The organism is Vibrio tapetis subsp. quintayensis (assembly GCF_030409945.1).
Classification (GTDB): domain Bacteria; phylum Pseudomonadota; class Gammaproteobacteria; order Enterobacterales; family Vibrionaceae; genus Vibrio; species Vibrio quintayensis.
The window spans coordinates 44420-68310 of sequence record NZ_JAUFQV010000036.1 but is presented as its reverse complement, the minus strand read 5'-3'; the positions used below and the strand labels follow the sequence as shown (position 1 = coordinate 68310).

Here is a 23891-nt window from a genome sequence, read left to right as displayed (position 1 = left end):
ATTCAAATGAAAGTACTAGTAGTAGAAGACGATCAACGCCTAGGACAACAAATCATGGACACCCTAGAACAAGCCGGTTGGGTGCCTGAACTTTCGCAAGATGGCATCGATGCATTGTATCGAGCGACTTCAGAAGTTTGGGACGTCATCGTGTTGGATCTTGGTTTACCAAAGATAGATGGGTTAACGGTGCTAAAAGGTATCCGCGATGAAAACATCAATACACCTGTTATCATCTTGAGCGCACGCGATACGCTGTCTCAGCGTGTAGAGGGCTTAAATGCCGGTGCAGACGATTACCTAACCAAACCGTTTGAAACCGTTGAACTCATTGCCCGTATTCGTGCTCAACTGAGACGAGCTTCGGGTAACGCGTCTCCTGTAATGCAAGTCGGTGATTTAAGCTTGGATACCCGTACCTCCAAAGTACTTTGGCAAGGTCAAGCAGTCAGCCTTACTGCACTAGAATACAAGGTAGTTGCTTACTTTATGCATAACGCAGACAAGGTCATCTCTAGAACAGAATTGGTTGAACATATTTACAAGCAGGACTTTGATCGTGATTCAAATACCATCGAAGTGTTCATTGGCCGTATCCGTAAAAAAATAGCCCCAAAGATCATTGCCACCGTTCGTGGACTAGGATACCGACTCAATGCCGATTAGGCCCAAATTTGCCAAGCACCTCAGCCTACGTAATCGACTTCTTGCCGCCGCCGCTTTATGGCTAGGCGTCATGATTTTGATTGCGGGTCTGCTCATCCCTAATCTTATTAAAACCTACTTGGAAGATGATATAAAAAGCCAGCTAAGTCTTGCCATGGATGAGCTTACCGCGAACCTTGATGTTTCCGACACTGGGCAGCTCGTTATGCCCTATCGATTATCAGATCCCCGCTTTTCACAGCCGTACAGTGGCCTCTATTGGATGGCGAGTTCCGAGCATCAAGTACTGCGCTCGCGCTCACTATGGGATCAAGTCATCAAGTTTAAACGTTTTCACAGTGCAATTGGTGCCAATGGAGAAAAGCTGATTTCTATCCAGCGTGATATTTATTTACCTGATTTCTCTAAGCCCATCACCATCACCATTGGCACCAATGATGAAGCACTAGATCACACACTAGACGCGCTAACAGGTCAACTCTGGCTGATACTTAGCTTACTATTTGCTGGAGTGCTTATCTTAATAGGCTTCCAAGTCACTTGGTCACTTAGGCCTCTGGGAAAAATGCAGCGAGAGCTCAATTTACTTAAAGACGGCAAGCAAAATCAATTAGACGGCGATTACCCAAAAGAAATTCAACCACTGTTAACCGATCTCAACGCCTTACTCTTCCACTATCAAGAGCTATTAGCAAGAGCGCGAAACCATGCCGGTAACTTGTCTCATGCGTTAAAAACACCCATTTCAGTTCTAAAAAATGAAGTGTCTCAGTTACCATCTGATCAGCAAAATAAAATGTGTCCACCATTGATGGAACTGCAACAGCACATCGACTACCACTTAGGCCGAGCTCGAATGGCTGGTTCGATGAACATTCTATCGGTAAGCAGTTTGCCAAGTGAGCGGGTAGATGCCATCTCGTTGGCTTTTGATAAGGTTTATGCACACCGTGACATCATACTGATCAATGAAATCGACACCGACTTGCAGGTAGCGGTTGAAAAAGCCGACCTAGACGAAATGCTCGGTAATTTACTCGAAAATGGATATAAATGGGCTCGCAGTCAGATCCGAGTTCATTCGAAACCAATCGACAATAGACAGGTTCAGTTAGTCATTGAAGATGATGGCCCTGGCATCGATGCTTCCAACTATCGTGAAGTATTAAAACGTGGTGTTCGCTTAGATGAAAGCACTCCAGGAACAGGCCTGGGGCTTAATATCGTATGCGAAATGGCACACAGCTACCGAGGTTCTCTGGATCTAGATTCAAATGAACGAGGCGGCCTAAAGGCAATATTAACGCTTCAAACTCATAAATAGACCTAATAATTTGGCCTTAATTGCAAAAAATCGCCGCTGAAACCCCGGACTTTAAACGCCAATAACTGTTTGTAATCTAACCGATTCAGGCTTTCATTAGGGAGTAATTAGCAAGGGGGCAGAAAAATACTAATTTTGGTGCGGATTCGGGCTGAAACTCTTGCTCTAGTTAGGATTGAGTGATAGTATCCGCGCTCGTTCCAATCTCCACTACCAATGAAGATTGTGAACCACGCATTGCTAACTGGGTCGCTACGTTAGTAATGAAGTTTAATTTTACTATTTTGAGAGTAAATACAATGAAATTTGAAGCAGTAGTACGTACTGAACTAGGTAAGGGTGCGAGCCGCCGCCTACGTCACGCTGGCCAATTCCCAGCAGTTGTTTACGGTGGTGAAGCAGCACCTGTATCTATCGCGTTAACTCACTCTGAAGTTATCACGCAAATGGATAAGCCTGAGTTCTACGAAACAATCACTCTTGTGATTGATGGCGCAGAAGTTAAGGTTAAGCCACAAGACGTTCAACGTCACGCGTTCAAGCCAAAAGTTGAGCACATGGATTTCATCCGCGTATAATTCTTTTACCCAAAAGAATTTACAAAGATAGAAACCCTATCTTTTGCATATAAGACTATCGGCCTTACCATCCGAGAATCTAGAAAATTCGAAAGCCCGATGCTACCAACATCGGGCTTTCACCGTTTCTAAAGCAAAGAAAAGCTCTCAACAATATGCATTAAACTCCTATACCTTCGTTTTTCTTAAACCTGCCGTTCCCTAAGCCCTACAGAAAAGGCGATTTCTCATTCGGGCGTAGATTACCCTTAAACTTATTAGCAAGCATAATAAACAGTTGCTTGTCTTCGTCACTAACCTCGCTAGACATACGATCCATTATCCGATTTTCAATGGTGTCCATCGTTTTAAGAACGTCTAACGCTTCTTGCCTCAAATTCAACAGTTGACTGCGTTTATCTTCCGGATTCGGAGTGCGTTCGATCAGTTGTGCCGCCAATAAATCTTGAACAAGCCGAGTTATTTGAGCTTTATCTCGGCTCAACGACTCCGCAAGGTTCTGAGCTGTACACGGCGCTTTGACGCTCAGCATTTTTAATAGTTTTATGTGCATTGGCGCAACGCTAACACCGCTTGCAGAAAGCTGTTCTGAAAGCTCAGTCTTAACGGCATACATCAGCTTAAACAGTGACTCCATGATGTTTCGGTCATTCATATACTCATCCAAAATAATAGTTGATAATATCATCTATTAACGCAAATATAGATGACAACATCAACTATATCACAATTTGAACACAGAGAGGAAATCCTATGGGTTTTAATATGCGAATGACACAAGTCCACAATATCATTGACCTATCACCTCATATGCGACGAATTATATTGTCAGGATCAGATCTCAATGACTTCCCGGTAGGCCAAGAAAGTGCACACGTTAAGATAGTCTTACCCTCTCCAGGTCAAATAAAACCTAAACTTGGCTTTAGTTTTGGCATGAAGAAAAGAATGCGTTCTTACACCATTAGAGCTTTCGATGACATCACCAAACAGCTTACCCTCGATTTTGCTGTGAATGATCATCAAGGGTTAGCAACAGGTTGGGCTAGCAATGCCCAAATCGGCGATTACTTAGGCATCGCAGGCCCAGGAAAAGCCAAATATCCCGACTATTTAGCCGACTGGCATCTATTAATTGCCGACCTGACCGCCCTACCTGCGCTCGCCGCAATTTTGGAAAAACTACCCGAAAGCGCTCAAGGGCAAGTACTTGTGCAGGTTCCCTCACTTGCAGATAGACAGGAAGTGAAAATACCAATAGGGATTAATCTCAAATGGGTAATTAACAGTGACCCATCTCAACCAAAACTGTTAGAAGAGCTTGAATCCATCACGTGGCAGTCGCCTAATCCTGCTATTTTTGTCGCTGCAAACGCTCAGCAAGTAAAAGGTATCCGCCAATACATCCAGAAAAACCGTAACTACAACAGTGACAAATCCTACTTTTCAGGGTACTGGAAAGCCTAGATAAACCGATGAGTCTAAAGGGCACATCAACGAACTATAGAGTCGCTTGGGCGTGTTATCGGCCTTATTCGGTTTGCAAATATTGGTCAACGATTCTTTGATAGGTGCCGTCTTGAATAACCGAAAATAGGACTTCATCAAATTTAGGCACCAAATGGGCTAGATTCTGTTTCTTGGAAAAGACCAAATACGCGGGTGTCGAACGAATCGATGGCAACAATGGCCTGACATCAGATGCTCCAAGCTTTTTGATATTATAGAGCCCAACATGGTAATTCGTTAACATGGCATCTAACCTGTTTGACGACACCATCTTTACACTTTGTTCGTCAGACTTAACATCGTGTTTTGTAATCAAGCCATGACTCATCGCGGATTCAAACTCAGGAGTGGTTTTAAAGCCTCTGTTCACACCAATAGCCCAACCTTTGAGGTCTTTAAACGTCTTAAACGCTTTAACCTCGGCTTTGTTGGTAAATAACGTATATGAGGTAATATGTAACGGAACATTGGTAAAATCCATGTATTCCCGTCGCTCTTCAGTTCTAAAGTAGGCAGCGACACAGCTTACCGTCCCGTCTTTCACATCTTGCTCTAGCCTCTTCCAGGGTTTTAGAGCAAAGGAAATATCGAGATGTAATCTTCGTCCGACTTCTTTGATAACATCGACATCGATGCCTTTGATCTCTCCATTATCTTCAATAACAAAAGGAGAAAAAACGGTGCTATAACACGTCAGTTTTCCCGGTTCTTGAGAATAGCCTGCTAATGGAAAAAGTAGAAATAATACGGCAGCAGCTCTAAGCTTTATGTACAACAAGGCACGTAAACCAACCTGGTTGCGTTGAATAGACCTATACATAGAACGCTTCATCTAGATAATTCCTGTCTGTGCGGTGTTCACTACCATTTATAGAAATTGTAGACCCATGTATTGGTTATGCACCCTATTTACACTTACCCAAGCTTCTTTTTAGACTAGACCCAAGACGATAATTGCCGACTAAAGCGATGTAAGGAAAAACCAACGAATGCGTTTTCAGGTACAATGCGAACTGTACAGTGTGGGGTTTTAATGCTTAATTGTAAGACAAATAGCGATATTGAATAGTCATAAGCCCGTAAAGGTTAGTGCCTATTCCTTACTAGAAAATAATACATCGATGAGCGATAAATTGAACATTGTCGTCAATTCACCAATATTTGATAACAGATACAATAAAGCCTTTCACCGCGCAAAGTGCTGATGAAAGGCTTACTGTTTAGCTATGTTTCAGAGGACTGATACCTTGTTGATCTACTACTTAACGTTTAGCTTAAGTTCAGAGAAAGTTACGCTGTTGTAATCGCCATTCTTTTTATCAATCGCGAAATCACCTGTACCTTCACAACCAGGGCCCCACACTGGGTGAGAGTCTTGAACACTACACTGCCCGTAAGCGCCGGCTTTAAAGTAAAAAGAATCTTTTGCGTAGCCTGCTGGGTAATCTTTGCTATCAATGCCCTTGCTCAGATCGATTTCATATTTAACGGTATCGTGTCGCTCGGTTTCAAAGGTCAATAGCATCATTGTGCCTTTCACTTCAATGCGGTAGCTGAACTCTTCACCAAGAGCAATACCCGCTTTACCTGGTTCTGCTTGGTTTTCCCACGTGTTACCCCAAACTGGGTATGCAATGTCTGCACGGTTAGGATCGTTTTTCTCTAGGTTGCGCTCGTAGTTCCAGAAAACTGAACCCATTTCATGACCAGGGAATTTTTTGTAGAAGACTTTAATCGGCTCATTACCGTGCCCAAAACCTGTTTTGGCTTTGATTTGCGCGTTATCTTTGTCTGCGTGGATTTGACCAACAACGACGGAGTGAGCTGGGTATTTTTCTGGGTGCTTAGCATGCAAAGAAACATGATCTACTTTAAGAGTTGCTTCTAGAACACCGCCAACAGCGCTGAATGTCTTCGCATCAGGGTGGCTAGACAGCGCCCAGTTGTTCAAGTTGTCGTGCGTGCCAATTGAAAAATCTGCACCACGTGCCATTTGACGCAATTCAGAACGAGCGTTTTTAGAATTCTTAGTCGTGATGGCTTTGTTATGCACTTCAAACACCAAGTTCCCATCTTTATTCAAGTGGAAAAAGTCTGCGTGCGAATAACTCATCATTGCAACGCCTTCGATCTCATCAACACGACCATCTTGGTTTATGTCTGATGGGATGGTAATTTTCCAATTGCGCATGTCAAATTTATCGGCAGGTACAGGGTAAGATACACCGTTGTTTGCGATGTCTGCAGCAGCGGGGAGAGCAAGCAACAGTGAGCCTGTAAGAATAAGAACTTGTTTCATTTTTCAACCTCGTTATGTGTTATTATCATACATAATAAACATCCAAAACTAAAAAACAGAAGCGTCAAAATCTAGATGTGTTCGACAGTTCACACTTTAAAACTCAGAGTCCTGACCAAGTTCAAATAATTGATAAATATATGGTGGTGTTGGCTCATCAGATAAATTAAACAAGATTGACTCAATGGATTACGGCATCCTTCTCGCTTTCGATCTCCTAGCTACGCCGTTAACTCCCAGTTCTACCTCACCCAACCCATCCCTCTTTAGGGTAGTATTCGTCAATACCCTGTCGCCATCACATTTATGAAACATGTCATTATCAATAAATTGACACAAATCAATTCGAGATAAATTCAAACCTCTACGCTTAAGACACGTATTTGTCGTGCCTTGCATGGAGCTGAAAATGGAAAGAATAGGCGTAAAAGTGAGCTTGATATTAAACAAATTAGCCCAACCAATATCCCTATTTTTTACAAGTCTATTATTGCTTGTTTCTTTTTCTAGCCATGCGCTGTTTGTAAGCCCTCCGAAAGACCCTATTCCACTGATTCATGATGCCTTTCCAGATCTCACCACAATTTCCGATAAACAAGGTGATCCACTCCTTTGGGTAATAAAGAAAGATGAAACAGTACTTGGCTACGCTTTCGAAACCGATGACATTGCACGAATTCCAGCCTACTCAGGCGAGCCAGTCAACATGCTGGTTGCCATCAGCCCTGAAGGCGAATACATAACATCGAAAGTACTCGAGCATCACGAACCCATCATATTGGCGGGAATACCGGAACAGAAGCTATGGGACTTCAGTGACCAATACGTTGGGCTTTCAGTTAAAGACCGTATTAAAGTTGGCGGGAAACCTAATCAAGGTTATGTCCCTATCGACGGCTTATCTGGTGCGACAGTAACTGTCATGGTTATGAATGTCGCAATAACAAAAGCCGCGAATAAGGCAGCTGAATCACTTGGTATCATTAAGCGAGAAAGCAACGTCATTCAGCCGATATCCACGATAAAAAAAGACGTCTTTGAGCCCAAAAGCTGGTTAGATTTAACGGGCGATGGCTCAATCAGAAAACTGTATTTAACTAATGATACCGTGCAAAAAGCATTTGACGGCACAGACGGTGAAAATGTCGATACCGTGCCTAATTCAGAAAAGAACGATATGTTTGCCGAAGTTTACTACACGCTTGCTGACATACCGACAATAGGCAAAAACCTGTTTGGTGATGCCGAGTACGAATGGCAAATGAAGCAGCTTAAAACTGGCGAACATCTTATTGCGGTATTCGGTAATGGTTATTCTTACAAAGGGTCTGGCTATGTGCGTGGCGGGATCTTTGATCGTATCCAAATCCACCAAAACGATAACGAAACCTCCTTTCGAGATCTAGACCACAACAGAATTTCAGACTTGTTCGTTAGTGATGCACCGAGATTCAAAGAAATGTCGGTATTCAGAGTCCAAGCCCATCACGAATTTGATCCTGGGGCTAGCTGGCAACTCGAGCTGCTTGTACGCAGACAAACCGGTCCAATTGACAGTGTATTTACCAGTTTTAAAGGTGGATACGACATTCTGGAACACTACGTAGACACACCAGAGCCTATCATCCTACCTCCAGAATTAAGCTTAACCGAACAGGTATGGGATGAAAATCTCATCAAGATAAATATCTTATTAGCGTTAATAGGTGTACTGCTGTTAATCCTATTTTTCCAAGATGTATTAGTTAAACACCCTACCTTCATGCATCGCCTAAGACACGGCTTCCTTGTGGTTACCGTTGTCTTCATCGGTTGGGTGTGGGGCGGCCAACTATCGGTTGTGAATGTCTTCACTTTCTTACAATCCATGGTTAAAGGCTTTTCATGGGATTTGTTCTTACTCGATCCTATCATCTTCATCTTATGGTGCGCGGCTGCCGTAACCATGTTGTTGTGGGGACGAGCCGTATACTGCGGTTGGCTATGCCCTTTCGGCGCACTGCAAGAACTCATTAACCAATTCGCCCGTTATATTAAGATCCCGCAATACGAGCTACCTTGGGCCGTTCACGAGAGGCTGTGGGCAATTAAGTATCTTATTTTATTGGCTTTGTTTGGTATTTCACTCGATTCACTGGCGCTGGCCGAACAGTTTGCGGAAATCGAGCCGTTTAAAACCACCTTTTTACTCAAATTCGATCGTGAATGGCCGTTCATTCTCTGGGCTGTATTCTTATTGGTCATCAATTTGTTTAATCGTAAAACATTCTGCCGTTATCTTTGCCCACTTGGGGCTGCGCTATCTGTATCCAATAGCGTACGCCTATTCGACTGGCTGAAACGTCGCCCTGAATGTGGTTCCCCATGCAAAACCTGTGCAAAAGAATGCGAAATCCAAGCCATACAGCCTGATGGCGTCATTAACATGCGTGAGTGTCACTATTGTTTGGATTGTCAAATCACCTATTACAACGATGGCAAGTGCCCACCATTAAAAAAATTGGCACGTAAAAAGCGTAAACAAGAGAGCACTGAGATCCCCGTAACAGAAATATGAAATGGCTTAAGTGACGGTTCACGAGTTACTAGCCCATTGAATAACACGTTTGTTAACTAAACCATCAGTGTACAGAAACGTAAAATGGAGATTTACCATGAGTGATGACAAGAACAAGCTTGAAGACGATAACACACCGGTAAACACGGAAAGGCGTAAGTTTTTCGGCAAAAGTGCTGCTGTTGGTTTGGGTGTGGCGGCCGCACCAATGACAGCTGCGATGTTTGCTTCCATGGCGAAAGCACAGGCTTCTGAAATAAAAAACAGCCCTTTCATCCATCCTGGCGAGCAAGATGAATACTACGGATTCTGGAGTGGTGGTCACTCGGGTGAAGTGCGTATCCTTGGTGTCCCTTCTATGCGCGAATTAATGCGTATTCCCGTTTTTAACACCGACAGCGCAACAGGCTGGGGCCTCACAAACGAAAGTAAGCGCATTAAAGGCGACAGTGCTCATATTCTTTGTGGCGATTCACATCACCCTCACATGAGTATGACGGATGGCCACTACAACGGTAAGTACGTTTTCATCAACGATAAAGCGAACAGTCGTGTGGCTCGAATTCGCTGTAATGTAATGAAAACAGACAAAATGCTTACCATTCCTAACGTGCAAGCCATTCATGGTTTACGAGTTCAAAAAGTGCCGTACACCAAATACGTTATGTGTAATAGTGAATTCGAAATTCCAATGAACAACGATGGTAAAGCCAGTCTAGAAGACGTCGGAAGTTATCGTTCCCTATACAATGTCATTGATGCTGAAAACATGGAAATGGCTTTCCAAGTCATGGTAGATGGTAACCTTGATAACACCGATGCGGACTACGACGGTAAATACTTTGCCTCTACTTGTTACAACTCAGAAATGGGCATGAACTTGGGTGAAATGATCACAGCAGAGCGTGATCATGTGGTTATATTTAACCTTGCTCGTTGTGAAGCTGCATTAAAAGCTGGCGAATTCAAAACATATAACGGTAACGATGTACCGGTTCTTGATGGACGCAAAGGTTCTGAATTAACTCGCTACATCCCTGTGCCTAAGTCTCCACACGGTATGAACACGTCATCTGACGGTAAGTACTTTGTTGCCAATGGTAAGTTATCACCAACGGTGTCGGTTATTGCCATTGATAAGTTGGATGACCTGTTCGCTGATAAAATCAAACCACGCGACACTATTGTTGCTGAGCCAGAGCTTGGCCTCGGTCCTCTGCATACCGCGTTTGATAATAAAGGCAATGCATACACCACTCTATTCCTAGATAGCCAAATTGCTAAGTGGAACGTGGAAGACGCAATCAAAGCGCACAACGGCGAAAAAGTGAATTACATTCGCCAAAAATTGGATGTTCATTACCAACCAGGCCACAACCATACATCACAAGGTGAAACTCGTGATGCCGATGGTAAGTGGTTAGTATCACTTTGTAAATTCTCTAAAGACCGCTTCCTACCAGTAGGGCCACTACGCCCCGAAAACGATCAGCTCATCGATATCTCTGGCGATGAAATGAAACTGGTTCATGATGGGCCAACTTTTGCTGAACCGCATGACTGTATGATTGTGCATCGCAGTAAAGTGAAACCAGACAAAATATGGACTCGTGATGACTCCATGTTTGCAGAAACCATCGCAATGGCTGAGAAAGATGGCGTCAACGTGATGACTGAAAACAAGGTGATTCGCGAGGGCAACAAAGTTCGTGTTTACATGACTTCAATTGCACCAACGTTTGGTATGAATGAGTTTAAAGTCAAACTTGGCGACGAGGTCACGATTGTTGTGACCAACCTTGATATGATTGAAGATGTAACACATGGTTTCTGTGTAACCAACCACGGTGTACAAATGGAAATTGGCCCACAAGCGACCGCTTCGGTCACTTTCATCGCCGACAAGCCGGGTGTTCAATGGTATTACTGTAACTGGTTCTGTCATGCTTTACACATGGAGATGCGTGGTCGAATGCTGGTTGAAGCGTAAGCTGTCATTTGTTCATTAAAGTAGACACAACGTTTAACTGGGCGCGGAAACGCGCCCTATTCGTTCCATTTATTCCGTCTCACCTCAGTGCAAGGAGTCGCATTTGAAGCAACGAAATTGGCTATGGTTAACGCTTCTCTCAATTTTTCAATCAAGCGTGTTAGCGACAGTCATCACAGTAACACCTCAAGACGACCTGCAAGACATGCTCGACTTAAGCCAACCTGGCGATACCATCGTCATTAAAGGGGGCGAATACGTCGGGAACTTTACCGTGAATCAAAGCATCACATTGCAAGGTAAGCAAGACGCGACCATTAATGCCAACGGTAAAGGTAACGCGATTACTGTCTTTGCTTCCGACACCGTTATCGAAAACCTCCATATCATTAATTGGGGTGGCGATTTAACAGAGCAAAATGCAGGCATATACAACGAGAAGTCTCTCAAAAACCTCACCTACAGAGGCAATACATTCAAAGGTGATGCATTCGGCATTTGGGCGCAACGCGTCGACAGAATTTTGGTCGAAAACAACACCATTGAGGGAAACCCTACCCTACGTTCCGCTGACCGTGGCAACGGCATTCAACTTTCAAGTGTAAAAAATGCCTTAGTCGTCGGTAATACGGTGAGTAAAACTCGTGATGGTCTTTATATTATTTCTAGCCAAGACAGCGAATTACGCGGCAACACCATGTATGACCTACGTTACGGTGTGCACTATATGTATTCACACCACAATCGTGTCATCGACAACTTCGCGTACAACACACGTGCGGGTTACGCGTTAATGAGCTCTCGCCAACTGACCGTCCATGGCAATCGCAGTTTGGACAGTGAAGATTACGGCATGTTGATGAATTTCATCACCCAATCAGACATCAGTTACAATCAAATTAAGAACGTTTGGACTAAGCCTGAAAACAAAGTCATTGGCCGAGATGGTAAAGGCTTGTTTGTTTATAACTCGGGTTACAACACCATCAGTCATAACGTCATCGACACCGCAGAAATCGGTATTCACCTAACTGCTGGCTCTGAAAACGGCAAGATATTTGGCAACAGCTTTTTAAACAACCCAATCCAAGTCAAATACGTCTCCAACCAGAAACAAGAATGGAGCCAAAATGGCGTCGGAAATTTCTGGAGTAATTATCTTGGCTGGGATTTAGACAACAACAGTATTGGCGACACACCGTTTGAGCCCAATGACGGCATAGACAAAGTAGTCTGGAAGTACCCTGAATCGAAAGTGCTTCTAGACAGCCCTTCAGTATTGATGCTGCGTTGGATACAAAAACAATTTCCAGTATTAAAACCACCCGGCGTAAAAGACTCTCACCCGCTCATGATGCAACCTAGCATCAAGCATTCTCAAGCGGACAGCACAGGAACACGCTCATGAATCATTTAGTATCACTTAAAGGCGTAACCAAACAGTACAAGCAATTGTGCGCGCTAGACAGCGTAGATCTTAATTTATCCAGTGGCGAAGTGCTTGGTTTGTTTGGTCATAATGGCGCCGGTAAAACGACGTTAATGAAACTCATACTGGGCGTTATTTCCGCCACCAGTGGTGATGTAAAAGTATTCGACCGTGATCCAAGCAGCAAGCAAGCATGGCATGGTCGAAAGGCCATCGGTTATCTTCCTGAAAACGTGAGCTTTTATGACCAACTCACTGGCCTAGAAGTACTCACCTATTTCGCTAGGCTCAAGTCTGTACCCAAATCTCAGGCGATTTCCTTACTCTCGGATGTGGGCCTATCGGATGCGCTTCATCGCCAAGTAAAGCACTACTCTAAAGGCATGCGTCAGCGGTTAGGTTTAGCGCAAGCATTCTTAGGGGAGCCCAAATTATTGCTGCTTGATGAACCTACCGTCGGGCTTGATCCCATCGCAACACAAGAGTTTTATACCAGCGTCGATCGACTAAAAAACCAAGGAGCTAGTGTTCTGCTTTGTTCCCATGTTCTTCCTGGTGTTGAACAACACATCGACCGTGCCATGATCTTGTCCCATGGTAAAACCGTTGCCGCAGGCACACTTAATGAGCTGCGCCAACAAGCCAGCCTACCCGTTATCATAAAAACTCATGGTATCAACGGTGCACTTGCAACCAATAATAAGCTAGCAGGATTTATGGTGGCAGCCGATCAATTACATATTCCTGAAGCAGAGAAAATGAGCATCATAAAAGAGCTTATGAATTACGAATCTCTCAGTGATATTCAAGTTTCCCCGGCCAATCTTGAGCAAATATATCAGCACTTTTTGAATGGCGGTTCTTCCCCATCGATTGTTGAAAAGGAGCAGTCTCAATGAATCCAATCATCGCGGTAGGACTCAAAGAATTCCAAGACGGATTACGAAACCGTTGGTTAGTTTCAATCACCTTCATTTTCTCGTTGCTCTCTATTGGCCTTAGCTACTATGGCAGTGTGGCATCAGGGCAATTAAGTTCCCCCTCTCTTTCAACCACCATTGCTAGCCTTTCTAGCTTGTCGGTATTTATTATTCCGCTGATTGCACTACTACTTTGCTACGACAGTTTTGTGGGAGAGCAAGAGTCAGGAACGCTGCTGCTTCTCATGACCTACCCAATAAGCCATGCTCAACTACTATTAGGCAAATTTATTGGTCAAGCCAGCATCATCACCCTTGCGACCGTGATCGGCTTTGGCAGCGCGGGAGTATTGCTAAGTGTCACAACGGACATCGAATCCATCGGACCCGCATTTAGCTTATTCATCATCACCTCCACTTTGCTTGGTCTTTGCTTTATTAGCTTGGCTTATCTGATCAGCTTAGTCGTGAATGAGAAATCAAAAGCGGCAGGTATAGCGCTTATGGTTTGGCTGTTCTTCGTACTGATATTTGATCTAGCTTTGCTCGCGCTCTTAGTCAGTGGTAGCGAAGGGTTGACCCAACATGGTTTAGTGCAAGTCATGATGTTCAACCCCGCCGATTTGTTCAGGCTAATTAACTTATCAACATTAAATACCAGTGATGTGAGTGGCGTGCTCGCCGTCGCAATTAACAGCAGCTTTTCTACCTCGGCTTTACTCGCTGCCATGCTGGCATGGGTTATTGCGCCACTGGGATTAGCTCTGATTATTTTTCGTAGAAAGACACTATAACGAGGCACACATGAGACAGTTTAGGTTTAAAAAATGGTCACTATTGATAGTACTGCTCGCCGCCTTGATGGGGTGCAGCGAAGAGCCTCAAGAAAAAATGGCCCGTCAAGCTGCTGCAATTGAAAGCGGAGACGAGTGCCACCTTTGCGGTATGATCATCAGTAACTTCCCTGGTCCGAAAGGTGAGTCTTACCAAGCTAGCAATGATAACGTAATGAAGTTTTGCTCCACGCGGGACTTATTTGCATTTCTACTGCAACCAGAAAATGCTCGACAAGCGCGTGAAATCTTTGTTCATGATATGAGTAAAACCCCGTGGCTAAAGCCAGAAGATCAGTACTTTATTGATGCGAGAACTGCATGGTATGTGATTGGGTCTAGCGAAACCGGCGCAATGGGCCCGACTCTTGCCAGTTTTAGCACCAAAGAAGATGCCGAGTCTTTCAAAAAGACCTTCGGCGGTGAAGTGCATACCTTCGCCGATATAACGATTGATATTTTGTAAGCTGCATTACGAAAAATGAACTCTCAACCGAATAAGGGCTGTAGGTATTCACAGCCCATTTTTGACAGCAAATAATAAATAACCGAACAGGCGTTACTCTGTGGCCTCATGAATCACTTCTTTTGTGTCTTTTACAACTTCGTTTGTCGTCTTTTTCGTTTCATCCCAAATTGTTGAAGAATCACTTTGAACCCCTTTCCAAGTTTCAGCACATCCACTAAGAAGTAACGCGATAGCGACGCATGTTAGTGCGGTTTTCATTCCATTGCCCTCAACTGATAAAGCACCTGTCACGATACTTTTTGTCCAATAATGACTTAATCATCCGCTATATTAACATCCATATCAATAAGTAACAGTGCCACATCGTTCACTAAGTAAAGCCAACAGATCCCACCACCGAGATCCCGCCACCGGACACAAGCTCCCCCCACCGGACACACACCAAATAGTATGACTCGACGACTTAGTTTACGTAAGCACTCCCCCAATTCTGGACCTCCAACTTTTCCTATCACACACAATTGCTACCCTAATAGAAAATTCATTGGACAAGTTCATGGCTACCGCTAGAAAACAACTCATATCCGTCGATGCAACGCCCTATTATCACTGTGTTTCGAGATGCGTAAGACAAAGCTTCTTGTGTGGCGAAGATACCGTCACTAATACGAGTTATGAGCATCGTAGAGATTGGATTGAGCACAAAATTCAATGTCTCACCCACACCTATTGCATCGATGTCTGCGCGTATTCCATCATGAGCAATCACTACCACTTGGTACTACACATCAATCGCGACAAGGCCCTTGGATTATCACCTAATGGTGTGGTTGAACGCTGGAGTACTGTACATAAACTGCCCGTTTTAATTCAGCGTTGGCTAAAGAAAGAATTAAAGACCCAAGTTGAAGAAGATAAGTGTTTAGAAATCATCGAGGTATGGCGAGAAAGACTATGGTCGTTAAGCTGGTTTATGAAAGAACTGAACTACGATATTGCCTGTAAGGCCAACCAAGAAGATCAGTGTTCTGGCCATTTTTGGGAAAGCCGCTTCAAAAGCCAAGCACTGCTTGATGAAAAAGCCTTAGCTGCGGCCATGGCGTACGTAGACCTAAACCCCGTTCGTGCTGGCATTGCTAAATCCCCTGAGCAATCTGACTTCACCTCAATAAAAGCAAGATTAAAGGCGTTAAACGACAACCAAGAAAGCGCTCCTTGTTTGCACCCATTCATTGGTAATTCCAATAAAAAGCCAATTGATGGAATACCCTTTCGGCTGCTGGATTACATAGAATTGGTGGACTGGACAGCAAGGCAATTTCGAGAAGATAAAGCATCGATGGCTGAGCATCTTCCACCAATTATTGAAAGGTTAAACTTCAATCAAAATACTTGGTTAGAAGTCTGTACTTCACTTGAAAAAAAACGTTCCACAGCAATAGGCTCACCTTGTAACCTTGAGCATGCAAAAGCCGCTTTGGATAAATCCAGAATTCACTATTACCCGCTAGAATAAACTGCTAACCCACTTTATGCTTCAAAACACTACGCCAACATTGAGTTGGCTAACTTCGTTTGTTTAAGACTCGAAATGGCGCCAATCATTGCTTAAAAACCGCCACACCATATGCTTTGCGGGTCAACGGCACCATAAGTGAGAATTATACTGCTTGCATCTAACACCTTCCGTTAAAGCCTTTATTTAGTGTGTGTCTACTTTGTTCTTCGAAATTGCGCCAATCATTGCTTAAAAATCGCCATACCATATGCTTTGCGGGTCAACGGCACCATAACCGAGAAATTATACTGCTCGCATTTAGCACCTTCCGTTAAAGCTTTTATTTAGTGTGTGTCTGCTTTGTTCTTTGGTTTTGCTCTTTGTAGTTGAGAAATTCCGTCGTTTACCCAGTGAAGAAGCTGTTTGGTGGCTTTAGATAAAATCTGATTTTGCCGAACAATATAGCCTAAATCGGTTGTGGGGAAATCGGGTAATGGCGTGATCATTGATGTGAGGTTTCGCTGAGTTGATAAGGCGAACTCAGGAACAATGGCAACACCAAACCCGGCTTCTGCCCAATCAATTTGCGCGTCGACACTGCCTACTTCCATCACTCGATAATTAGAAAGATTTAACTTAGGCAATGCGCTGTCAATGAGATCTCTGGTGCGAGTATCATGGCCTAGCAAAATTAAGGTCAACTCTTTTCCTTGCTCGGTATCTCGTTCTAACCCATCCCCCAATGCGACCCACTTTACCTGCTGTAGTTCAACAAAATGCAGCGGCTGTATTTGCTTCTGAGAGATAACAAAGCCGAGATCAGCCTCCGCGTTTCTAACCAATTCAGATGCCTGCGATGACGTTGTGTTCAATAACGCGATGTCTATACCAGGATACTGACCTTTAAATAATTTAAACGCTTCAATGAGCAGCATTCGAGAAATAATGTCACTGGCCGCGATTGTGATGGTGCCTTTATCGAGGTCATTTAAGGCATTCAGATCAGCTTGGCAAACCTGCAACTCCTGCAGCGTCCTTTGGCTACTTTCCAGTAACCGATCGCCGGCTTGAGTTAAGTTAAATGGGCTTCGCTCTATCAATTTAACACCGGTAGCTTGCTCTAGCTGTTTAAGATGCAAACTGACATTGGGTTGCGTCATATGCAATGCCATTGCCGCTTTACCAAAATGTTGGTATTCCGCTAGCGTGACAAACGTTTTAAGCCAATGGATATCGAGCATTGTTCCACCTTTCATGTGAGGCAACCTAATCGACATTGATTATGGTCATATGTAATCCTTATCAAGTTAATAATTATAATTAATTTCTCTTATTCAATCTACAAGTCTAAGATGATTTCTTAATCAATTCGGAGAAATATTATGTCGTCTATTGTCGTTGTGGGAGCTAATTGGGGTGATGAAGGTAAAGGCCGTATCGTTGACTTTTTAGCATCAGATGCTTCTGCCAGTATTCGCTTTCAAGGTGGTAATAATGCAGGTCATACCGTTGTAAATGACTTTGGTACGTTTAAACTGCACCAACTGCCAAGCGGCATCTTCAATCCGAATTGTATTGCAGTCCTTGGGCCTGGGATGGTAATAAGCCCTGCGGCACTGACTGAAGAAATAGACGAAGTGAAAGCAACGGGTATCGCGGTGAATTTGCGCATCTCTGATCGCGCTACTTTATGCCTTCCTCTGCACGCACTTGAAGATACGTTAGAAGAACAACGACTTGGTGATGCGGCGTATGGCTCTACTCGTCAGGGCATTGCGCCCGCTTATGGCGATCGTGTAATGAAAAAAGGCATATTAGTTGGCTGGTTAAATCAACCAGACGTACTAGAGCAGCGAATTCAGTTTATGCTGGATTGGAAAATGCCTCAGTTAAAAGCTCTGTATCCAGATTGCGATTACACTCAAAGTGCCGCCGAACTTACCGCTTGGTTGCTCAATGTAACTAAATCTTGGCGTCCGTTTATTTGCAATGTCACTGAGCCTCTTAAAGCCCTACAGGCAGACAATGCAAATCTCTTATTTGAAGCACAATTGGGCGCGGGACGCGACCTTGTTTATGGTGAATACCCATGGACAACTTCGTCAAATGTGACGGCAGCGTATGCGGGTATTGGCAGTGGATTACCAGCACTAAGACCAGAGCGTATTATCGCCGTTGCGAAATCATTCAGTTCATCAGTAGGGACAGGCACGTTAGTCACCGCAATGGAAGAGCAAGACAACTTCCGTGAAAGCTCTAACGAGTACGGTGCTGTCACGGGCCGCCCACGTGATATGGGATATTTTGACGCAGTTGCAACACGAAACGGCATCGAACTGCAAGCGGCAACTGAGATTGCTCTAACCAAGATAGACTGCTTAACAGGCATGAAAGATCTCAGAATCTGTGTGGCTTACGATGGTGAACACAGTGAAAACCCAATCTGGCCTCAAACCGCCGAGCTTCAACCTGTTTATGAAGACATGCAGGGATGGGACGAAGACATCACCGATTGTCGTACTTTCGAGAGCCTTCCTCAAGGTGCGCAAGATTACGTGACTCGCATCGAAGAATTAATGGGCGTGCCTATTGTTATGGTTTCAGTTGGACCAGAACGTGAACAAATGATCATTCGCAAATAACGTCTATCTAGTCACAAAACAGAAAGCCCGACTCTAATCGGGCTATCTTGAGTAGATTGGAAATGTTTTTACTATGGAATCAGGCAGCTTGAGCGCGCATACGCGAAAAATACGTTGGATACTTATTACGAATAAAGCGCTGCTCTTGAACCATGTCTTTAAAGCTAGGACCTTTTGAAAGCTGCAAGATCACTTCTGAGTTTTCCATTCTCAACACAGCACCTTCAATTTTTATATTTTGGTCGCCATGAAGTTTCACACTGCCAGCAAGGCTTAGACCGTGATAAAGGCTATTCAAGCGGTTCATGATAATACGAATGCCTTTTTCAGACACTTCACTCACATGAAACTGTTCGCCTTGAATCCTCATCACTGGCATCGCACGTTTTGGGTATTTTAGGCGATAATATTTGCGCTTCTGTTCTGCTGATTCTTCATTCATAGCTCTATAACTCCAACTCAATCACTCCATTTCTTGATACTCATTGTTTCGGCTGATGATTGGTAATCTTTAGAAAAAATATCACTATGAATTTGATATGCACTAACTAGAACAAATCTTGTTGAGGCGAGTCATCGGTTTGTTCAGCCTTCTTTGCCAACTTGCCTTTGGCCATTTTTCGTCGGTAGCGTTGCCGGCACAGCTTAATGACATGCCGTTGCTGATCGGGAGTGAATGCCAACCAATTAAAACGCTCTTCCCTTTTTCTCATACACCCTTGGCAATAACCTCGCTCGTCAGTCGTGCAAACACCAACGCACGGGCTCGGGACTGAAAAAAACTCAAGCTGCTCCATTTCCCTCTCCTTAGCTCTGCGCCGATTCAAGATGATGCTTATAAATTAGCCCATAACTTAACAATACGTTATTAACTAAAAAACGACGTGAATTTTATGACTTTTTGCTGACACGATAACAAATTGGTTGTCTATAATGCAGGAGTTAACTCTATATCTCATCGGAGCTTCAAATGAAAAAGCACTTGGCTGTACTTGCCCTTCCAATCCTTTTAGCGGCATGCTCAAACAGTGACAACGCGGCAGAAATCACCTCAACCGATCTGCAGCATCACAATTGGGTACTGGCCAAAGTTGACGGTAAAGCAATCTCTCTTCCAGCAGAAGCAAAAGTGCCTAGCATAGAAGTGGGCGAGAAAATGTCTGCGAATGGCTTTGCAGGCTGTAACACCTACTTTGGTCAAGCTGAACTGAAAGACGGTAAGTTTCGAGTGGATGGCATGGGTATGACAATGATGATGTGCACAGATACCGCAATGCAAACTGAACAAGTGGTTGCTGGCACTCTTTCAGAGTGGAGCGATATTACGCTAACAAAAGAATCACTCATTCTTAAAGGTGCAGAGCACGAACTCACTTTCACTTTGCGCGACTGGGTAAACTAACCTCTCTCGCTAACGCTTAATGCGAGACATCAAACACGTAATTTCAAAAGCCCTACGACTCACATCGTAGGGCTTTTTAGCTTGATAAACAGTTTATTTGAATCTGTTACGCAGTATTTTGGCAGCAGAAACCATGTTCGCCAACGCTGCCTCCGTTTCCTTCCAGTTACGGGTTTTCAAGCCACAGTCTGGGTTAACCCAAAGACGTTCCACTGGTATTTGGGCTGCTGCCTTTTCAATTAGTCCCACGATCCATTCTTGATCAGGGATATTCGGTGAGTGAATATCATACACGCCCGGCCCAATCTCATTTGGATAGTTAAACTCCTCAAACGCTTTCAATAACTCCATATTTGAGCGTGACGTTTCGATGGTAATAACATCTGCATCAAGCGCGGCCACTGAATCAATTATTTCATTGAATTCGCTGTAACACATATGAGTATGAATTTGCGTTTCCGGCTTAGCACTTGCCGCTGAGATTTTAAATGCCTCTACCGCCCAATCTAAATAATTCTGATGTTCCCGTTTTTTAAGTGGCAAACCTTCACGAATAGCAGGTTCATCAATTTGAATAATGTTAATACCAGCTTGTTGTAGGTCATCAACTTCATCGCGCAGTGCGAGTGCAATTTGCTGCGCAATTTCTTTGCGTGTTATATCTTCACGGGGAAACGTCCAGCACAATATGGTCACCGGGCCTGTCAGCATGCCTTTCATTTGTTTGCTAGTCAGGGACTGCGCATAGGTAGACCACTTAACCGATATCGGCTGCTCACGCTCTACATCAGCGACCACAATGGCTGGCTTAACGCAGCGAGAACCGTAACTTTGTACCCAGCCGAACTGCGTCGTTTGGAAACCAGCCAAGTTTTCTGCAAAGTACTCAACCATGTCGTTACGCTCTGCTTCTCCGTGTACTAATACATCAAGCTCAAGCGCTTCTTGGCGTTTCACTGCATCTTCGATGTGCCCTTTCATCATTTGTTCATATTCAGCTTCTGCCAGCTTTCCTTGGCGATAAGCATTACGCTGAGTGCGTATTTCACTAGTTTGAGGAAATGAGCCGATGGTGGTGGTTGGTAATAATGGTAAGTTCAAAACTTCAGTTTGATGATGAACACGCTCAGCGTAAGGTGCACTTCGCTCGCTCACGCTATTCGTTATGGCATTAACTCGTGTTTTAACACTGGGCTTATTGACGTGAGTTGCCGTACGGCGATCTACGATTGGCTGACTATACGTTTGGCACTGTTCGACAGCGCTTTGGTTATGGTTAAGTGCTGACGCAAGTAAATTAACCTCTGCTAATTTTTGCTTTGCAAATGCAAACCAGCTTTTGACTTCACCGCTTAATTTGGTTTCTAATTCAAGATCAATTGGGCTATGCAGCAAAGAACAAGAGCTTGCTACCCAAAGCCTTTCGCCTAATTGATCTTTTATTGGGGTAAGCTTTTGAAGCCAGTGATTAACATCGCATCTCCATACGTTGCGGCCATTAATCACACCGGCAGACAGCACCCAATGTTTGGGTAACTTATCCACTACGGCGTCAAGCTGCTCAGGTGCGGATGAAAAGTCCGCATGTAATCCGTTAACCGGCAGCGCCGTAATAATGTCTAGACTATCTTCAATCGCAGCAAAATAGGTGGTGAACAGTAACTTTACGTCGCTTTGGATCACTTGATACGCGAGCTTAAAACTGTCGAGCCATGCTTTATCCAGATCTAAGCCTAAAATAGGCTCGTCGATTTGTACCCACTCTACTCCCAATTTTTCTAGCTTAGCCAAAATCCCTTGATAAGCCGACAGTAATCTCGGCAGCAGAGCTAAGCGATCAAACCCCTCTTCAACTTCTTTACCTAAAAATAAGTAACTTACCGGGCCTAGTAATACAGGCTTTACTTTATGCCCAGCTTGGATGGCTTCGTTCACTTCTTCGAAAAGCTGCGGCCAACTTACTTCGAACGTGTCATCTTTACTGAATTCAGGAACAATATAGTGGTAATTAGTATTAAACCACTTAGTCATATCAGACGCAGCTGCGCCACAACCACAGCTCGACTGAGATTGACCGCGACCGACTCGGAACAAGGTATCCAGATCTGGGAAACCTTTATTATGTCTGGCGGGAACATGACCAAGTAGAAGACTGGTGGTTAATACATGGTCATACCATGCAAAATCGCCAGCGGTTACGTAGCTAAGGCCATTATCTGCTTGGTCTTGCCAATGGCGCAGTCTGAGGTCACGGCCAACCGTTTTTAATTGATCGGCACTGATTTCACCGCGCCAATATTTTTCTTGTGCAAATTTGAGTTCGCGTTTTTCGCCAATGCGTGGATAACCTAGAATATGGGCTTGTGTAGTCGTCATAATGATATTCCTTTAAAAGATATTTAAGATGTCTGGATGGCTAAAATATCTCTTAAAGCCCTATTATGCGCAAACGGCAATTATTCAACTTGATTATGAGAAACATTCATCACAACGCCTCATATAGACATCTAGACGTTTACAACTGCGGTGTTTGGACGTATCTTAATAAGAATTGTTAATAAACATCTCTATCAAATGAAGGGATTTCATGATTGAACTAAAGCACTTAAGGACGTTGTCTTCCCTAAGGGAAACCGGGTCTTTGACCGCAACGGCTACATCGCTTCACTTAACTCAATCGGCATTGTCTCACCAGCTTAAGGAGCTTGAGTCTCGTATTGGTGGTCAACTATTTTTGCGAAAAACTCGCCCTGTTAAGTTTACAGCGGAAGGGAATATCTTATTAAAACTGGCGGAAGAAGTGCTTCCGAAGTTAGCCAAGGCAGAAAGTGATTTAGCCGGGCTCAAAGAAGACGTCAATGGCCGACTTCATATGGCGATTGAATGCCACTCTTGTTTTCAATGGTTAATGCCTGCGATTAAGGAGTATCAACTGGGTTGGCCAAACGTCACTCTAGATTTTTCTGCTGGGTTTGGCTTTGAGCCGTTGCCTGCCCTACTTGCCGGTGAACTGGATTTGGTGATCACGTCAGACATTCAGCCACGAGCAGAAGTTCATTATGAACCGCTATTTGATTTTGAAATGCGCTTAGTGACCGCGACTCACCATCCTTTAGCATCCAAGACTCGCATTGAACCTGAAGATTTGATCGATCAAACCATGATCTCATATCCGGTCCAAAAACAGCGTTTGGATGTGGTAAAGCACTTTCTTCATCCTGCAGGCGTTGAACCGGCAAAATGGAAACAGTCTGATAACACGTTGATGTTAGTTCAAATGGTATCGGCAGGGTTAGGTGTTGCCGCGTTACCTAACTGGGCGGTAAGTGAATTCTCAAGACAGGGGTTAGTGAAAAGCCTGCCATTAGGCGATGGCTTGTGGCGCAGGCTATTTGCTGCAACTCGAAATAGCGAATGCCAAAAACGTTACCTCCAAGCCTTCTTTGGTACCGCACGTCAGCAGTGTCATAGCCACCTAGATGGGATCAAGATGGCTTAAATAACGAAAATCAGACCTTAATAACTCGTAATTCTTCTCGAGCTATCGGTCGTAATTTTTAAACTGGTTGGTAAGTGGATCGTATTGGTATCCGATGGTACTCAGCTTACCGACTAAGTTATCCACATCCACTTCGTACACAGTAATTAACTCATCAAAGCTATTGCACTCGATACGCAATTTTTCATTAACGATGCCAAGTAGAATATTGCTATCTAGGTTAGTCATATTACTCATGTCCATACTGTTGCTCCGCTTTGTGCCATCCCCTCTAAC

23 protein-coding genes are annotated in these 23891 nt (G+C 44.0%); 14 read left to right on the top strand and 9 right to left on the bottom strand.

Translation table 11 applies throughout. The annotated features are described in order from the left end of the window. The first annotated feature begins 6 nt into the window (after positions 1 to 6). The 3 genes from QWZ04_RS19355 to rplY all read left to right on the top strand — a co-directional run bounded on the left by QWZ04_RS19355 (position 7) and on the right by rplY (position 2568). Complete coding sequence (locus QWZ04_RS19355; protein ID WP_290329884.1) at positions 7 to 666, top strand: response regulator transcription factor; 660 nt, start codon at positions 7 to 9, stop codon at positions 664 to 666. After that, positions 656 to 1990 carry an ATP-binding protein gene (locus QWZ04_RS19350; RefSeq protein ID WP_290329883.1) on the top strand — a complete coding sequence of 445 codons (1335 nt, stop codon included), beginning with the start codon at positions 656 to 658 and terminating at the stop codon, positions 1988 to 1990. Before QWZ04_RS19355 ends, QWZ04_RS19350 begins: the two co-directional genes overlap by 11 nt. A gap of 299 nt (positions 1991 to 2289) precedes the next feature. Further along, positions 2290 to 2568, top strand: a complete 279-nt coding sequence (rplY, locus tag QWZ04_RS19345) for a 50S ribosomal protein L25 (protein ID WP_102523899.1) — start codon at positions 2290 to 2292, stop codon at positions 2566 to 2568. Positions 2569 to 2776: 208 nt separating this feature from the next. Here the strand turns inward: rplY and QWZ04_RS19340 are convergent, their stop codons facing one another. Beyond that, positions 2777 to 3223, bottom strand: coding sequence for a MarR family winged helix-turn-helix transcriptional regulator (locus QWZ04_RS19340; RefSeq protein ID WP_290329882.1), 447 nt, complete (start codon positions 3221 to 3223; stop codon positions 2777 to 2779). 98 nt (positions 3224 to 3321) lie between these two features. Here QWZ04_RS19340 and QWZ04_RS19335 point away from each other — a divergent pair, with 98 nt between their 5' ends. Beyond that, the gene (locus tag QWZ04_RS19335; RefSeq protein ID WP_290329881.1) at positions 3322 to 4035 is read left to right on the top strand and encodes a siderophore-interacting protein; all 714 of its coding nucleotides are present in this window, start codon (positions 3322 to 3324) and stop codon (positions 4033 to 4035) included. 64 nt (positions 4036 to 4099) lie between these two features. On the opposite strand, the gene QWZ04_RS19330 is transcribed toward QWZ04_RS19335, so the two are convergent. Then, entirely contained in the window at positions 4100 to 4897 is a 798-nt protein-coding gene (locus QWZ04_RS19330) for a substrate-binding periplasmic protein (RefSeq protein WP_290329880.1), read from the bottom strand. A gap of 438 nt (positions 4898 to 5335) precedes the next feature. Then, a complete protein-coding gene (locus QWZ04_RS19325) occupies positions 5336 to 6376 on the bottom strand; it encodes a polysaccharide lyase family 7 protein (RefSeq protein ID WP_290329879.1) in 1041 nt (346 codons plus the stop codon). A 409-nt stretch (positions 6377 to 6785) separates the two neighbouring features. Here QWZ04_RS19325 and nosR point away from each other — a divergent pair, with 409 nt between their 5' ends. From nosR to QWZ04_RS19295, 6 genes are all read left to right on the top strand, one after another. Beyond that, complete coding sequence (gene nosR / locus QWZ04_RS19320) at positions 6786 to 8933, top strand: transcriptional regulator NosR (protein WP_290329878.1); 2148 nt, start codon at positions 6786 to 6788, stop codon at positions 8931 to 8933. Positions 8934 to 9030: 97 nt separating this feature from the next. After that, positions 9031 to 10923: a TAT-dependent nitrous-oxide reductase gene (nosZ, locus tag QWZ04_RS19315; protein ID WP_290329877.1), complete on the top strand. Its 1893-nt coding sequence runs from the start codon at positions 9031 to 9033 to the stop codon at positions 10921 to 10923. A gap of 103 nt (positions 10924 to 11026) precedes the next feature. Continuing rightward, positions 11027 to 12331, top strand: a complete 1305-nt coding sequence (locus QWZ04_RS19310; protein ID WP_290329876.1) for a nitrous oxide reductase family maturation protein NosD — start codon at positions 11027 to 11029, stop codon at positions 12329 to 12331. Next, positions 12328 to 13251 (top strand): ABC transporter ATP-binding protein, encoded by a 924-nt coding sequence (locus QWZ04_RS19305; RefSeq protein WP_290329875.1) that lies wholly within the window; start codon positions 12328 to 12330, stop codon positions 13249 to 13251. Before QWZ04_RS19310 ends, QWZ04_RS19305 begins: the two co-directional genes overlap by 4 nt. Then, on the top strand, positions 13248 to 14066 hold the full coding sequence (locus tag QWZ04_RS19300; protein ID WP_290329874.1) for an ABC transporter permease subunit: 819 nt from the start codon (positions 13248 to 13250) through the stop codon (positions 14064 to 14066). The genes QWZ04_RS19305 and QWZ04_RS19300 overlap by 4 nt, the downstream gene beginning before the upstream one ends. A gap of 10 nt (positions 14067 to 14076) precedes the next feature. Continuing rightward, positions 14077 to 14571 carry a nitrous oxide reductase accessory protein NosL gene (locus QWZ04_RS19295; RefSeq protein ID WP_290329873.1) on the top strand — a complete coding sequence of 165 codons (495 nt, stop codon included), beginning with the start codon at positions 14077 to 14079 and terminating at the stop codon, positions 14569 to 14571. A gap of 93 nt (positions 14572 to 14664) precedes the next feature. Here QWZ04_RS19295 and QWZ04_RS19290 read toward each other — a convergent pair whose 3' ends face one another. Next, complete coding sequence (locus tag QWZ04_RS19290; RefSeq protein WP_290329872.1) at positions 14665 to 14832, bottom strand: entericidin EcnAB; 168 nt, start codon at positions 14830 to 14832, stop codon at positions 14665 to 14667. A gap of 298 nt (positions 14833 to 15130) precedes the next feature. On the opposite strand from QWZ04_RS19290, the gene QWZ04_RS19285 reads away from it, so the two are divergent. Further along, entirely contained in the window at positions 15131 to 16090 is a 960-nt protein-coding gene (locus QWZ04_RS19285; RefSeq protein WP_290329871.1) for a transposase, read from the top strand. Between the two features lie 326 nt (positions 16091 to 16416). Here the strand turns inward: QWZ04_RS19285 and QWZ04_RS19280 are convergent, their stop codons facing one another. Continuing rightward, positions 16417 to 17313 carry a LysR family transcriptional regulator gene (locus QWZ04_RS19280; RefSeq protein ID WP_290330004.1) on the bottom strand — a complete coding sequence of 299 codons (897 nt, stop codon included), beginning with the start codon at positions 17311 to 17313 and terminating at the stop codon, positions 16417 to 16419. 141 nt (positions 17314 to 17454) lie between these two features. Between QWZ04_RS19280 and QWZ04_RS19275 the strand changes: the two genes are divergently transcribed. Continuing rightward, positions 17455 to 18714 (top strand): adenylosuccinate synthase, encoded by a 1260-nt coding sequence (locus tag QWZ04_RS19275; RefSeq protein WP_290329870.1) that lies wholly within the window; start codon positions 17455 to 17457, stop codon positions 18712 to 18714. 79 nt (positions 18715 to 18793) lie between these two features. Here QWZ04_RS19275 and QWZ04_RS19270 read toward each other — a convergent pair whose 3' ends face one another. After that, positions 18794 to 19156: a PilZ domain-containing protein gene (locus tag QWZ04_RS19270; protein ID WP_290329869.1), complete on the bottom strand. Its 363-nt coding sequence runs from the start codon at positions 19154 to 19156 to the stop codon at positions 18794 to 18796. A gap of 106 nt (positions 19157 to 19262) precedes the next feature. Beyond that, positions 19263 to 19511, bottom strand: coding sequence for a DUF1289 domain-containing protein (locus QWZ04_RS19265; protein WP_290329868.1), 249 nt, complete (start codon positions 19509 to 19511; stop codon positions 19263 to 19265). A 173-nt stretch (positions 19512 to 19684) separates the two neighbouring features. Here QWZ04_RS19265 and QWZ04_RS19260 point away from each other — a divergent pair, with 173 nt between their 5' ends. After that, positions 19685 to 20116 (top strand): META domain-containing protein, encoded by a 432-nt coding sequence (locus tag QWZ04_RS19260; RefSeq protein ID WP_290329867.1) that lies wholly within the window; start codon positions 19685 to 19687, stop codon positions 20114 to 20116. 93 nt (positions 20117 to 20209) lie between these two features. Here QWZ04_RS19260 and metE read toward each other — a convergent pair whose 3' ends face one another. Continuing rightward, on the bottom strand, positions 20210 to 22492 hold the full coding sequence (gene metE / locus QWZ04_RS19255; RefSeq protein ID WP_290329866.1) for a 5-methyltetrahydropteroyltriglutamate--homocysteine S-methyltransferase: 2283 nt from the start codon (positions 22490 to 22492) through the stop codon (positions 20210 to 20212). Between the two features lie 211 nt (positions 22493 to 22703). On the opposite strand from metE, the gene QWZ04_RS19250 reads away from it, so the two are divergent. Next, positions 22704 to 23615 (top strand): LysR substrate-binding domain-containing protein, encoded by a 912-nt coding sequence (locus tag QWZ04_RS19250; protein ID WP_290329865.1) that lies wholly within the window; start codon positions 22704 to 22706, stop codon positions 23613 to 23615. A 42-nt stretch (positions 23616 to 23657) separates the two neighbouring features. Here the strand turns inward: QWZ04_RS19250 and QWZ04_RS19245 are convergent, their stop codons facing one another. Next, on the bottom strand, positions 23658 to 23858 hold the full coding sequence (locus tag QWZ04_RS19245; protein ID WP_290329864.1) for a DUF4250 domain-containing protein: 201 nt from the start codon (positions 23856 to 23858) through the stop codon (positions 23658 to 23660). Positions 23859 to 23891 lie beyond the last annotated feature (33 nt).